Annotated in this window: 13 protein-coding genes; 4 read left to right on the forward strand and 9 right to left on the reverse strand. The window is 36.2% G+C overall.

Annotation, left to right across the window (positions count from 1 at the left end; translation table 11 throughout):
• Position 1 precedes the first annotated feature (1 nt).
• From RCJ96_RS08305 to RCJ96_RS08340, 8 genes are all read right to left on the reverse strand, one after another.
• Positions 2–724 carry a prepilin peptidase gene (locus tag RCJ96_RS08305; RefSeq protein WP_000495748.1) on the reverse strand — a complete coding sequence of 241 codons (723 nt, stop codon included), beginning with the start codon at positions 722–724 and terminating at the stop codon, positions 2–4.
• 112 nt (positions 725–836) lie between these two features.
• Complete coding sequence (locus RCJ96_RS08310) at positions 837–1,547, reverse strand: LutC/YkgG family protein (RefSeq protein ID WP_044792797.1); 711 nt, start codon at positions 1,545–1,547, stop codon at positions 837–839.
• Positions 1,547–2,968: a LutB/LldF family L-lactate oxidation iron-sulfur protein gene (locus RCJ96_RS08315; RefSeq protein ID WP_000061914.1), complete on the reverse strand. Its 1,422-nt coding sequence runs from the start codon at positions 2,966–2,968 to the stop codon at positions 1,547–1,549. Before RCJ96_RS08315 ends, RCJ96_RS08310 begins: the two co-directional genes overlap by 1 nt.
• Before the next feature lie 16 nt (positions 2,969–2,984).
• Entirely contained in the window at positions 2,985–3,704 is a 720-nt protein-coding gene (locus tag RCJ96_RS08320; protein ID WP_000869149.1) for a (Fe-S)-binding protein, read from the reverse strand.
• Positions 3,705–3,872: 168 nt separating this feature from the next.
• On the reverse strand, positions 3,873–4,562 hold the full coding sequence (locus tag RCJ96_RS08325) for a FadR/GntR family transcriptional regulator (protein WP_255254326.1): 690 nt from the start codon (positions 4,560–4,562) through the stop codon (positions 3,873–3,875).
• A gap of 226 nt (positions 4,563–4,788) precedes the next feature.
• Positions 4,789–6,189 carry a sensor histidine kinase gene (locus tag RCJ96_RS08330; RefSeq protein ID WP_270796236.1) on the reverse strand — a complete coding sequence of 467 codons (1,401 nt, stop codon included), beginning with the start codon at positions 6,187–6,189 and terminating at the stop codon, positions 4,789–4,791.
• A gap of 3 nt (positions 6,190–6,192) precedes the next feature.
• A complete protein-coding gene (locus RCJ96_RS08335; protein ID WP_000049881.1) occupies positions 6,193–6,864 on the reverse strand; it encodes a response regulator transcription factor in 672 nt (223 codons plus the stop codon).
• A complete protein-coding gene (locus RCJ96_RS08340) occupies positions 6,857–7,831 on the reverse strand; it encodes a YncE family protein (protein WP_416504442.1) in 975 nt (324 codons plus the stop codon). Before RCJ96_RS08340 ends, RCJ96_RS08335 begins: the two co-directional genes overlap by 8 nt.
• Before the next feature lie 136 nt (positions 7,832–7,967).
• Between RCJ96_RS08340 and RCJ96_RS08345 the strand changes: the two genes are divergently transcribed.
• From RCJ96_RS08345 to RCJ96_RS08360, 4 genes are all read left to right on the forward strand, one after another.
• Positions 7,968–9,083, forward strand: a complete 1,116-nt coding sequence (locus RCJ96_RS08345) for a CdaR family transcriptional regulator (RefSeq protein WP_270796234.1) — start codon at positions 7,968–7,970, stop codon at positions 9,081–9,083.
• Between the two features lie 117 nt (positions 9,084–9,200).
• On the forward strand, positions 9,201–10,613 hold the full coding sequence (gene glcD / locus RCJ96_RS08350) for a glycolate oxidase subunit GlcD (protein WP_270796233.1): 1,413 nt from the start codon (positions 9,201–9,203) through the stop codon (positions 10,611–10,613).
• Positions 10,610–11,938, forward strand: coding sequence for a (Fe-S)-binding protein (locus tag RCJ96_RS08355; protein ID WP_270796231.1), 1,329 nt, complete (start codon positions 10,610–10,612; stop codon positions 11,936–11,938). The genes glcD and RCJ96_RS08355 overlap by 4 nt, the downstream gene beginning before the upstream one ends.
• Before the next feature lie 465 nt (positions 11,939–12,403).
• Positions 12,404–13,231, forward strand: coding sequence for a CAP domain-containing protein (locus tag RCJ96_RS08360; protein ID WP_000747582.1), 828 nt, complete (start codon positions 12,404–12,406; stop codon positions 13,229–13,231).
• A gap of 40 nt (positions 13,232–13,271) precedes the next feature.
• Here RCJ96_RS08360 and RCJ96_RS08365 read toward each other — a convergent pair whose 3' ends face one another.
• Positions 13,272–13,877 carry a DUF1648 domain-containing protein gene (locus RCJ96_RS08365; RefSeq protein ID WP_000598989.1) on the reverse strand — a complete coding sequence of 202 codons (606 nt, stop codon included), beginning with the start codon at positions 13,875–13,877 and terminating at the stop codon, positions 13,272–13,274.
• Between the last annotated feature and the right edge of the window lie 43 nt (positions 13,878–13,920).

The raw sequence follows: 13,920 nt of genomic DNA on the forward strand, positions 1-13,920 counted from the left end.
TCTATTTTGCATACGTGACCAACATGTAACATATTGCCCCAAGACTAATAAAAGGACCAAACGGTATTTGAGTCCTCATTTTCATACGTTTTAATACGAGGCCAGCTCCAAAGAAACAGAGACTAAAGCAAGATGCTAAAAATAAAACGATAAAAATCCCTTTCAGTCCCACTATAAATCCAAGTAACGAAAGTAATTTTATATCCCCTCCCCCAAGCCCTTCTGGATATATCTTTTGCATGCAGTATAACAAAATGAATATAACGCAACTACCAACTATACTATCTATCCAAGTGACTAACGGTATAAAAGCACATTCTAAAATGAGTAAACAAGCAAACCAAGCTAAAATACGATTTGGAATTAACATATATATGTAATCTGTAACTGAAATAATAAGAAGTAACGAAAAAAGTGATAAAACGATAATAAGCTCTCGTTCCACCCCAATCATATATACAGTAAGAAGACATATCATTCCAGTTACAAGTTCAAATACTACGTACAAAATTGAAATTTTCCTCTTACAATTCGTACAACGCCCTCTTTGCATACAAAAAGAAATGATTGGAATCAATTCTTTTGGCTTTAGCACATACTTACAATAATGACAATATGAACGCGGGGTTATGATAGACTCCCCTAGCGGAACTCTCATCGCAATTACCATAAAAAAAGAACCAAACACCATCCCTGCTAACAATGCATATACATAAGTGAACATCCCTTCCTCTCCTTTCCAGAAGAACATAGCAAAAAAAGGAGAGAACTTCTACTTCATATTATCTCTATTCTATTAAAAAAGCAGGCCATTTTCTGGCCTGCTTTCCCCTATTTTATACGATGAAATATACTGCTTTTAATGGTCCATGTACTCCGACAACAAGATTCATTTCTATATCTGCCGAGTTACTAGGTCCTGTAATAAAGTTAATACAAGATGCCACTGTCTCGCCATTTTCTACACGCTTGTTCATATCCTCAACTGCTTGTGTAATACGAGGTACAAGTGTTTCACGTGGAATAATAGCAAAGTATACAGTCGGTAAAAAGTGTAAAGAACGGCCTTGGCCTTTATGACTTTGTACAACGATCGTACCAGATTCGGCTAAAGTATAATCACTAAATGCAATTCCAATATTCGCTCTTTCCGCGATACGCATATTCTCTTCTTTTTTCTCAGGATCCCATACGTTCACTTCAACATTTTGCTTTGGAAGTTCTTCTTTAAATAAAGAAGTCAACCCATAAGAATCAAAACGTTCATCTGCCGATAACATAATAGGTCCCCCGCCGTTTTCAACGATTACTTTTTGAATATCTTCACGTAAACGGTCATTTGTCGTTTCTACAACAGTTGTATGAATGTTTGTACATTGATTTTTAAATACTTCTAACAATTCTTCTTGTGAATAATTTTTTAACGTTTCTTTATTCACATTGTTTTTCCATACTGGACGTTTTACACCATCCGTTTTACGCGCGCGTCCAAGTTCTTTTGCAATATTTTCTAGAAAGGACTCACGGTTTTGAATTAATCCTGTCATTATTTGTCCCCGCCTTTCTTATGATCTTTATACCAATCACGGAATCGTTCTTTACTTGGAGCCGGGAATTCACGAATATCTGTCCAGTTTTTAAGTGGCCCAACACCTTTTGATACACGGTTACCAGATGTAAATGGACTCATTGCTGCTGGCGCCATCTTTGATCCCATTTTATATAAAGCTGCTGAAGATGCGCCCATACTAAACATTTTCATTGCTAATTTTTCTGCAAGTGGAGCACGCCCTTCTTGCTCAACGATAACTTGACGATGTTTTAATAATAAATCATGCAATGGAATTTTTACTGGACAAGCTTCTGTACACGCTCCGCATAAACTAGAAGCATAAGGAAGCTCTTTGTAATCATCATATCCACCTAAAAGTGGTGTTAATACCGCCCCAATTGGTCCTGAGTATATAGAGCCATATGAATGTCCACCAACATGTCGATATACAGGGCATACGTTCACACAAGCAGCACAACGAATACATTGCAACACTTGACGGAATTCAGATCCGAGAATTTGAGAACGACCATTATCAACCACAACTAAGTGGAATTCTTCTGGGCCATCTACTTCCTCTTCTTGAATTGGTCCCGCTACCGTTACATAACTTGTTAACTTTTGACCTACTGCACTACGACATAGTAAACCAACTAAAACATCTAATTCTTCCATTGTCGGAACCATACGTTCCATACCCATAACCGCAATTTGTGTTTTTGGAATCGACATAACAAGGTCGGCATTACCTTCATTTGTTACTAAACAAAGAGAGCCAGTATTTGCAACAGCGAAGTTACAACCTGTCACACCAATTTCAGCATCCATAAATTTTTCACGAAGTTGTTTACGAACAAACTTTGTCATTTCGTATGGATCATCAGAATTTTCATAGCCAAGCTTTTCTTTAAATACGTCACGAATTTGCGTTCTATTTTTATGAAGAGCAGGCGCAATAATATGTGAAGGTGGATCGTTATCTACTTGCAGAATATACTCTCCTAGATCACTTTCTAACACTTCACAACCGATTTCTTCAAGCGCATGGTTCATACTAATTTCTTCTGTTACCATTGACTTTGATTTTACTACCTTTTTTGCCTGCTTCTTTTTTGCAACGTCTTGAATATACTTTGCTGCTTCCTCTTTCGTTTTCGCAAAGTACACATGTCCGCCTCTTTTGGATACATTTTCACTTAACTGCATTAAGTAATAATCAAGATTTTCTAACGTATGTTGACGAATTTCTTCACCGAGTTCACGCCATTCTTCCCAGTTTCCTAATTCATCCGCTGCTTTTAAACGATTCGTATATAAGCGTGTTTGTGCAGAAGATACTGCTCCGCGCATAAACGAATCTTGAATTCCATCGCCAACGCGATCATTAAATTTTTTCTCACTGATTTTCATAGACATAGCTTATGTTCCCCCTTCATGAGCGACTATTCAGTACCTCAGCAATATGCATTACTTTTATTTCTTTTCCTAAACGCTCAATACGTCCGCCAATGTTTAACAAACACCCACAATCTGCACCGATTAAATAATCAGCGCCTGTTTCCATTGCACTATCTACCTTTTCATCTACCATTTGCTCAGAAATTGGAGTCATCTTCACTGAAAACGTTCCCCCAAACCCGCAACAATTTTGCACATTTGGTAACTCTCTCACAGTTAACCCTTTTACATTTGATAATAAAATTCCTGGTGCCTCTGTTACTCCAAGCATACGTGTCATATGACATGATTTATGAATAGTAGCAATCCCTGGTAAACTTGCACCAACATCAGTAACCTTTAAAACGTCTACAATAAATTGTGTAAATTCATATGTTTTATCAGCAACTTTTTGTGCACGTTTAGCCCACTTCGGATCATCTTTAAAAACATGCGGATACTCATGAAACATTGTCGCACAAGAACCAGATGGCGTAACGATATATTCTGCATCTTCAAAAGTTTCAATCATATGTTTCATCGCTTCTTTTGCAGCTTCTACATGGCCGCTATTATAAGCAGGCTGACCGCAACAAACTTGTGCTTCTGGAAATTCAATTTCACAACCTAAACGCTCCAACACCTCAACTGTTGCTTTGCCGACATTTGTTTCAAACATATCGACTAAACAAGTAACAAATAAAGTAACTTTCATAATTATTACTCCCCCTTTTTACAACTCCACCAACAAACATATGGTCATCAGATGACTAAGGAGAGAAGAAATAGGCTCAACCATGGCCTATCCTCTCCCTCTTCTAAAGAAAACGCTTACTTAATCTCTCTCTATTTTATCAGAAAATTAGATTTTTAAAAGATTAAATTAAGAATTTATATCGTTGCTACCTGTGACAATATGTTCTACATTTGTTAAATGATCTAGCATTGCTTGCTGCGCTAATTCTACATCTTGCTTTAACACTGCATCATATATAACTTGATGCTCTTCTATAAGTCGTTCTGATGTTGTTTGTTCACCATATAAAATAATGCGTCTTGATTCACCAATCGTTTCAGCAATCATCTCTGAAACATGATTCATAAGTTCAAGCAAAATGTTGTTATGCGAAGACTCTGCAATTCCCATATGGAACTGAAAATCTGCTTTTTCACCAGCTTTTTCATCTCCAACGCTCTTTGCCATTTCATCTAACCAATGCTTCATATTTTGTAAATTATCTTCCGTACGTTTTGCCGCAGCTGCTCGAACTGCCCCCACTTCAAGCACCTTTCGTACTTCTAATAAATTCAAAATATCTTCTTTCTTCATCAATAATCTATTGTTTAATGATTTTGTTAATGAAGAAGAATCGAAGTTCTTCACATATGTACCTTCTCCTTGTTTCATCTCAATTAAGCCCATTGCTCTTAGCGCACTTAGCGCTTCACGAACAGCAGATCTACCAACTTGAAACTGCTCAGCTAATTGATGTACAGGAAGTAGTTTGTCACCAGGTTTTAACGTACCATTTTTAATCATTGTTAAAATAGCTTCAGATACTTCTTCATAAATCTTTTTCGGTTTAATAGATTTGTACTCCAGTTAAATCACCTCAGTATCTTCCAAACAACAATTGAAACGATTTATAAGAACTTTGCATCATAACTATTTTAGAACGAATTGGTAAGAAGTACAAATGTTTTGTTCATAAAATCGTCAAAATTCCGATATTTATTACATATTAATTTATATCTTACGTATAATTATTGTCTTCCATATAAAGAGCATGCCCTAAAAATTAGAACATGCTCTCCTCATCCTGTACTTTCAATTTAATACTAACCGTCGTACCGTTCCCTTTTTCACTTTCAATCCGCCACTGTCCGTCATGTATATGAACAATTTGTCTTACAATTGCCAGGCCTAAACCTGTTCCACCATGTTGACGACTTCTCGCTTTATCAACTCGGTAAAAACGCTCGCCAAGGTTTTCCAAATGCTCTGTATCAATACCAATCCCCGTATCTTTTATGTTCAATTCACAGTAATCATCTATCTGTCTGAGCGTTACCATAATATCCCCGTTTTGATTTGTATACCGTATCGCATTATCTAACACGTTATGAAGCACTTGTTGCATACGATCCTCATCAATCATTACAATGATTTCTGGATTTAAATTTGTTGAAATACGAATTTTCTTTTCTATAAACTTAATCTCATACGTATCTAACACATCTTCAATTAGTTGTGAAAAAACGATAGGTTGTTTCTTTAACGGAAAATGTTCACCTTCTAATTGTGCTAAATCTAATAAATCATGAACGAGACGCTGCATACGATCTGCTTCTTTATGAATAAGCTGTGTTACTTTTTCCTGTTGTGGTCCCTTCGCTACACCGTCTAAAATAGCCTCGCTATATCCTTTTATATAACTAAGCGGTGTTCTTAGTTCATGCGAAACGTTGGCTAAAAACTCCTTACGCTTTACGTCTTCTGTCTCCAAAGAATTTGCCATTTTATTAAATGCTTTTCCTAATCGCCCAATTTCATCTTCAGAAGAAATTGTAATTCGTTCTGAGAAATCCCCCGTAGCCAAATGATTGGCAACTCGTTCCATTTGCGAAAGTGGTTTCGTAATAGCAATAATAATTTTTCTACCAATCCATATTGTCAGTAAAGTTATAGCAAGTGCTAACGGTGCTAAAATAAGACCCATATCATATATTAAGTCTTTTATACTTTTTAAAGGAATATAAGAATATACAATACCAACTAATTTTTTATTTTCTAAAACAGGGATGACAACCCCCATAATATTACGATCAAAATGTTCCTCGTATCCTATCTTTGTCACAGTTTTTCCATTTAATAATGCTTGCCTGTCCCCTTCACTTATAAGAGAATGATGGTGCACATCAAATGGTAAACATGCACTTAAATCACGTGGGTTCGATACGAAAAGAACGTCTGAACTAGATATTTGATCAAATGCTCTTACTTTCTCTTCAAAAATTGATATTCCTTCGCGCTTATCATATTGCGCAGAAAGACGCTTCCCTTCCATTACTAATGAATCTTTTAAATTATCAACGTATAGCTTTTCATACGAGTATAAAGATACAAAATAAAGAAAGGAAACTGTTACAAATACTGCACATACTACTGTCAGCCAAAGCTTCTGTACCATCGTAAACATACGTTACACCTCAAATTTATAGCCTACACCCCAAACAGTTTGAATGTAGTTTCCACTTTCTCCAAGCTTCAAACGCATCGTTTTCACGTGCGTATCTACGGTTCTTGTACTTCCGGCATAATCATATCCCCATACCTTTTCCAGCAATTGTTCTCGGCTAAATACTTGTCCCGTATGTTGGCAAAGAAAATAGAGTAAATCAAACTCTTTTACTGTAAGAGAAATTGGCTCACCATCCACCTCAATTTTCCTACTTTTTTCATTAATAAGGATCGGCCCAAACTGAAATTCCTCTTGTTGCTCTTGCTTTGTATAACGCCTTAATACAGCTTCCATACGAGCAATTAATTCACCAGGACTAAATGGCTTTACAATATAATCATCTGCTCCCATACGTAAGCCGTTCACCCTATTCCACTCTTCACCTTTTGCTGTTAAAAATATTATTGGTACATCTGACGTTTTTCTAATTTCTTTACAAACTGAAAGTCCATCCATCTCTGGCATCATAATATCTAGTACAACGAAATCATAATGATTTGTCTCTAATTTTTTTAGAGCTTCTTTTCCATTTTCAGCTTCTCCCCACTCGTATCCGAAATTATCTAAGTACATTCCAACAAGTTGCCTCATATCACTTTCATCATCTACAACTAGCACCCTATATTTACTCATTGTCCTTCCCTTCTCTCTCTATGAGTTGAAACGGTCCTTTTCCGACTTTAATTGTTTGTTTTATTTTCAAATTCTTCATATCCATGACGCACACTTCATCACTATCATAGCTTGCTACGTATCCTTCTGCTCCGCTCTTCAAAAATGCAAATGGGTTTGATCCTACTTCTACAGAAGCCACCTCTTTATACGTGCTAACATCAAACTTTCTAAGCGTATTCGAACCGTGACTTAATGCATATACATACTTATTATCCTTCGTAATATTCACAGGCATAAACGGAGCGTGTAAAGAACGTACCATTTCTCCGCTCTGCAAAGAATACACTAATACTTTCTCATTTACCTGATTTCCATCACCATGTCCGCCAATCCATATTTCTTTCCCATCTGGACTAATTGTTGCCCCCGTTGACGCTGGTGGAATCATAAAGGATTGTATTACTTCTTTTTTCTTTGTATCAATTGTCGTTAGCTTCGTATCATAAAAGTTTAATACAGATAACTGGTTATAGTACTCTACCATCGTTATTGGTCCTTTTCCTGTCGAAACATTTCCTGTTTCTTTTCCATTAATCGTAAAGAACCTTATCTTTTGGGCATTTTGATCGGCAGCAAATAATTGCTTTTTATCTTCTGATACGACTACATTTACAATGCCTTTTCCTGTTTTATATTTTTCCACTTGCCTTCCTTCTGCTAGTGAATATACATACATGTACTCTAACTGCTTACCATATACAAGTATGTCCTCACCATTTGGAAGTAGTGCAATCCCTGCCATTGGTTCGTTAAGTTCCCATGTCGTAATTAACTTTTTAGTATGTTTATCAATAAAACTAAGGCTACCTTCTTTTATATTCGTTGTTATAATAACGCTTTTATCTTTAGCAATCGATGTATAGGAACTTCCTTGACACCCTACTAATAGAAATAAAAAACAGAGAAGAAAAACATACTTTCTCAAAAGATCCCCTCCATCTTCGGATGATTTCGTTATAATTGTAAAATAACAAATAAATGTGTGGAAAGTGTGAAATTTCCCTTTCCTACTTCATTTACATATATAATGTACAACAAATAGAATTTGAGGTGTGCCAATTATGCTTTTTCCTGATTTAGCGAATAAAATTGTACGAGAAGTACGCAGGCTAATTAAAGAAAATATTATTATCATTAATATACAAGGCGTTATTATCGCAAGTACAGATATAGAAAGAATCGGCCAATTTCATGAAGGCGCACTCCGCTGCGCAAAACAAAAGAAAACTGTCATTATTACAAAAGAGGATGAACGACGTTTGCAAGGCGTAAAGGCAGGTATGAATCTCCCTTTACTATTCCATGACGAAGTAATTGGTGTCATTGGAATTACAGGCGAACCTGAAAACATTTCCCAATACGGAGAAATATTACGTAAAATGACCGAACTACTCATTCACGAAAACTACTTTTTAGAACAGCTAGAACTTGAACACCGTTCTTATGAAGCATTTGTCTTTGATTGGCTCCAAAATACAGACTGGTCTCCAAGCTTTCTCGATCGTGCCAAAACACTTGGTATTGATTTATATAAGAAGAAACAACTTATTTTGTTCTCTATCGATCAAAATGACACGATGCTTCAGCGTAAGATTTGGCAACACGTACGCAATCTATTAACAAAGGAGCATCTATTTGTTCGCTGGGGAAATGATCGATTCATTTTATTTACATCCACGAACTCCAAAGAGCAAACATATCAATTTTTAAAACGATTAAAACAAGACTGTGAAACTTTGTTTTCTATTCCTTTATATATCGGGATTGGCCAATCCGTTACGCCAAGCAATATGAACTTATCATACGAACAAGCATTACAAGCTCTTTCCGTATCACTTGCAACGAAAAAGATTGTATTTAATGAAGATTTACGTTTAGAAATGTGCTTACAAGATATTTCTGCGGAAACGCGGGAACAGTTTCTAAAGCGCACCATCAAAAACTTGCTATCATCGCCTGAGCTTATGCACACTTTACGTTTATTTATCGATTATAACCAATCCTATAAACAAACAGCGGAGCAATTACATATACACATTAACACATTGCATTACAGACTTAAAAAAATTGAGGAGTATACAGGACTTGATCCGAAACAATTCAAGGACTTAAACATTTTATACTTCTCGCTCCTCTTATTAGATAATCACACAAAAAAGAATGATAAAATAGATTAATCTTTAGATGATTATACATAGAAAGAATCCCCCGACTTTTTTATCATTATAATGAAAGCACTGTGACAACGTTTTTTATTATGACTAATTACGTTAACAGTTTGAGGGGGATTTCCAATGTTAGAAAAACAAATTATTGATTCATTCGTATCCATTGTTGGCGAAGATAATGTAGATACATCCAATATGGGGCGTTTAACGTATAGTTATGATGCCACTCCAAACTTCCAAGCAATGCCTGATGCAGTCATTGCTCCTCGTAATACAAATGAAGTAGCTGAAGTATTAAAAGTATGTAACACTCACAACATTCCTGTATATGTTCGTGGGTCTGGAACAAATCTTTGCGCAGGGACATGTCCACTTGAAGGCGGTATCGTCCTTATCTTCTGCCATATGAATAACATTTTAGAAATTGATGAAGAAAATTTAACAATTACTGTACAAGCTGGTGTCATTACACTTGATATTATTAAAGCCGTAGAAGAAAAAGGTCTATTTTATCCACCAGATCCAAGCTCGATGAAAATTTCTACAATTGGCGGTAACATTAATGAAAACTCAGGTGGATTACGCGGATTAAAATATGGCGTAACACGTGATTATGTGATGGGTCTTGAACTTGTCTTACCAAATGGCGATATGATTCGCACTGGTGGTAAATTAGCAAAAGATGTAGCTGGTTACGATTTAACTCGTTTATTTATCGGTTCTGAAGGAACACTTGGTGTCGTAACAGAAGCAATATTAAAACTTGTTCCTATGCCTGAAACGAAGAAAACGATGCTTGCACTCTATGAAGATATTAATGAAGCTGCACGTGCTGTTTCTTCTATTATTGCAAATAAAATCATTCCAGCGACACTTGAGTTTTTAGACCAGCCGACAATTGAAGTAGTAGAAGAGTTTGCTCAAATCGGTTTACCAACTGACGTAAAAGCAATTTTATTAATTGAACAAGACGGTCCGCCTGAAGTTGTTAATCGAGATATTGAAAAAATGGCTAACGTTTGTCGTTCCATGAATGCAGTTGATGTTCGCGTCGCAAAAGATGAAGCGGAAGCAGATGCGCTTCGGACAGCTCGCCGTAGTGCACTGTCAGCACTGGCAAGATTAAAACCTACTACAATATTAGAAGATGCAACGGTACCACGCTCACAGATTGCTCCGATGGTTGAAGCTATTAATGCCATTGCCAAAAAATATAATATTCCTATTTGTACGTTTGGCCATGCTGGCGATGGCAACCTACACCCAACTTGTATGACAGATGCTCGCAACGAAGAAGAAATGCACCGAGCTGAACAAGCTTTTGCTGAAATATTTGCGAAAGCAATTGAACTTGGTGGCACGATTACTGGTGAACATGGTGTTGGTGCGATGAAGGCTCCGTATTTAGAAATGAAGTTAGGTAAAGAAGGTATTGCTGCTATGCAAGGAATTAAACAAGCCTTCGATCCAAATAACATTATGAATCCAGGAAAGATGTTCGCGAAGGACACTCGCAAAAGAGTGGTGGTTGAGCGATGACAACATTAAATAAAGAAAACATTCAAAAGGAATTTAAAGAACGATTAAGTGAAGATGAACTACTAAACTGTATGCGATGCGGTTTCTGCTTACCAACTTGTCCTACTTACATTCAATCTGGATATAAAGAATCACATTCCCCGCGTGGACGTATCGCATTAATGAAAGCGGTCGTTGACGGCTTAATTGAGCCAGATGAAGATGTTGAAAACACATTAAATGTTTGCCTCGGCTGCCGCGCTTGTGAACCTGTTTGTCCATCTGGTGTGAATTATGGACATTTATTAGAAGAAGCTCGTGATATTATAAATCAAAACAAAAAGTTTTCAATGCCAGTGAGAGCTGTTCGTAAAGTCGTTTTTGAAGGACTTTTCCCGCATCAAAATCGAATGAGAACATTAACAGGATTAATCGGATTTTACCAACGTTCCGGTTTACAAACGCTAACACACAAAACAGGAATTATGAAGTTATTCCCTGAAACACTTGCAACAATGGATCTCGTTTTACCAAAAGTCCCAAAAATGAAAGCAATGAAAGATCGCCCTGAATTTTTACCTGCTGAAATTACAAAAAAGAAACAAGTTGCATTCTTCACAGGTTGTTTAATGGATACGATGTTTTTAGAAACAAATAACGCAACGATGAAACTACTTCAGTTAGCTGGTTGTGATATCGTTATTCCAAAAACACAAAGTTGCTGCGGGGCATTACATGGACATGCTGGTGAGAAAAATGGAGCAAAAGAATTAGCAAAACGCAATATAAAAGCATTCGAAGATTTAAACATCGACTATATTATTACGAATGCTGGTGGTTGCGGAGCTTACCTCGTAGACTACGATTACTTGTTAAAAGATGATCCACAGTGGGCTGAACGTGCAAAGCAGTTCGTTTCTAAAATTAAAGATATTACTGCTATTCTAGTAGAACTAGATTTCCATAAACGTAATGACTTACGAGTCACGCCGCAAGTTATTACGTATCAAGACTCTTGTCACTTACGCAATGTTATGCGAACATCTTCAGAACCTCGTATGTTACTAGAAGCAATTCAAGGCGCAACATACCGTGAAATGAAAGATGCGGATCGCTGCTGTGGTTCTGCTGGTATTTATAACATTGTTCATTCAGAACTATCTATGGAATTTCTAGATTATAAAATGGACCGTGTGCATGAAACAGAAGCAGCAACCATTGTTACTGCAAATCCAGGTTGTTTATTACAAATGAAATTAGGCATTGAACGAGAAGGTCTTTCTCATAAAATGAGAGGAATTCACATCGTTGATTTATTATTAGAAGCAATTGAAACCATCTCGTAATAACTCGTAACATACGTAATAATAGGAAAACGGCTATCTCCTTCGTCTATGTAAAGAGATAGCCGCTTTTTTGTCCGCTACAACATTAAAAATATGTTACTTTATTATAAAAAAGAACAACAGAAACATTACAGTTTTGTAAAAATCAATCCAGTATATTCCTTAAAAAAACGCTCAAACCATTGATACAATAGGATTCTTCATTTTCAATATAGGTACATTTATCCAAAAACCGCGTCTTATAACCAAGTATAAAAATGCTGAAAATTCCTTTTATACTCTATGTTTCTCTTATTTTTCCCCTTTTCCCCTCTTAGGATAAATTAGGTAAATTTTAAGTCTATGAATTTTTTTCCATCTTTTTTCTCACAAAATCTATGCTACGATGAATTTGTCAGTCAGACAGGCTGTCAAAAACAAATCGTGTGAAAACAAATTAAAACTTTATATAGGGGGACACACATCATGAAAAAGCGTGTTTTATTATCTGTAGCTGCTGCAACGGCTCTTACTTTAGGAGTATCTTCTCTAGATGCACAAGCTGCAACAGTACAACCATCTAACATAAAGGTTCAAAATATTCAGCATTCAAAAGTGATGATGAAGCAAATGAGCCAACAAGAATTACAAGCATTCTTACAATCTATGGGCGTTGAGTCATTAGCACAATGGCAACAAGGAAACTTCCAACCAAATTGCATTATTCCTGGTCAACAACCTACTGAAAATGTTGTAACTGAGCAACCGACAGCTAAGCCAGAAACTCAAAAGCCTGCTGAGCAAAAACCGGCCGAGCAAAAGCCTGCTGAAGAAGTTCAAAAACCAGAAGCTCAAAAGCCTGCTGAAAACAATAATACGCAAAAACCGGCTGAACAAAAACCAGCTGAGCAAAAGCCTGCTGAAGAAGCAAAATCTTTAAGCGAGTTCGAACAACGTGTTGTTGAATTAACAAACGCTGAGCGTGCAAAACAAGGTTTACCAGCTTTAAAAATCGACACTGAATTAAGCAAAGTAGCACGCATTAAATCTGAAGATATGCAAAAAAATAACTACTTTGATCATAACAGCCCTACATACGGGTCTCCGTTTGACATGATGAAGAAATTTGGTATTTCTTATACATCTGCAGGTGAAAACATTGCCCAAGGCCAACGTACACCTGAAGAAGTAGTACAAGCTTGGATGAACAGTGCTGGACACCGTGCAAACATCTTAAATAATGGCTTCACTCACATCGGTGTTGGCTATGTAGAAAGCGGCAACTACTGGACACAACAATTTATTACGAAGTAAATAGATTAAAAGAGTCTTCTCATAATGAGAAGACTCTTTTTTACGTTTCATAACTTTCTATTATGTATGAGTATAAAGCGTAGAACATAAACAAAATAGAACCACCACTTATTACGCTAAGTAACACATAAAATCCCCATTTCAAGTTCAAAAACAATGAAAACAATATACTACATGCCATCACTTGAAAAATCCGTCTACTCACTAAACGGATTTTTTTTAATTTGATTGAGTCTTTTTCCGTACTCTGAACTTTTTTAAACGCCTTACTAAGCATAAAGAGAAACATACTAATCCCAATTGTTAGTCCTGTTTGAAAGGATATCATGCTTCCAAAATTAATAAAAAGAATGAGCATATGGATAAACAACATAAATAAAGTAATCGTCTTTAGAAATCCACTTATAATGACATGCTCGTCTTCATTAAACTTATATATATTATGTGAAATAATATACATCAATCCATGTAAGAAAATAATAAGACAAGGAATAAGTGCTATAACAACTTGTTTACTCATAAACTCGTTTGGCCGACCATTTCCATCCCAATGTACCGCCAAATGCTCTGGTAAATATGGATAGAGACATAGAGTAACTAAAAGACAAGCGAAAAATATTCCTAGTATATATTTATATTTGATCAAGTGATTCTCACCTCTCTTTTCTCTTAACGGCTTCGCTTCTTTT

Source organism: Bacillus sp. BSL6 (assembly GCF_052928345.1).

Coding starts and splice junctions, on each gene's coding strand:
- RCJ96_RS08305 (WP_000495748.1), bottom strand. CDS start 724: ATGTTCACTTATGTATATGCATTGTTAGCAGGGATGGTGTTTGGTTCT.
- RCJ96_RS08310 (WP_044792797.1), bottom strand. CDS start 1,547: ATGACAGGATTAATTCAAAACCGTGAGTCCTTTCTAGAAAATATTGCA.
- RCJ96_RS08315 (WP_000061914.1), bottom strand. CDS start 2,968: ATGTCTATGAAAATCAGTGAGAAAAAATTTAATGATCGCGTTGGCGAT.
- RCJ96_RS08320 (WP_000869149.1), bottom strand. CDS start 3,704: ATGAAAGTTACTTTATTTGTTACTTGTTTAGTCGATATGTTTGAAACA.
- RCJ96_RS08330 (WP_270796236.1), bottom strand. CDS start 6,189: ATGTTTACGATGGTACAGAAGCTTTGGCTGACAGTAGTATGTGCAGTA.
- RCJ96_RS08335 (WP_000049881.1), bottom strand. CDS start 6,864: ATGAGTAAATATAGGGTGCTAGTTGTAGATGATGAAAGTGATATGAGG.
- RCJ96_RS08345 (WP_270796234.1), top strand. CDS start 7,968: ATGCTTTTTCCTGATTTAGCGAATAAAATTGTACGAGAAGTACGCAGG.
- glcD (WP_270796233.1), top strand. CDS start 9,201: ATGTTAGAAAAACAAATTATTGATTCATTCGTATCCATTGTTGGCGAA.
- RCJ96_RS08355 (WP_270796231.1), top strand. CDS start 10,610: ATGACAACATTAAATAAAGAAAACATTCAAAAGGAATTTAAAGAACGA.
- RCJ96_RS08360 (WP_000747582.1), top strand. CDS start 12,404: ATGAAAAAGCGTGTTTTATTATCTGTAGCTGCTGCAACGGCTCTTACT.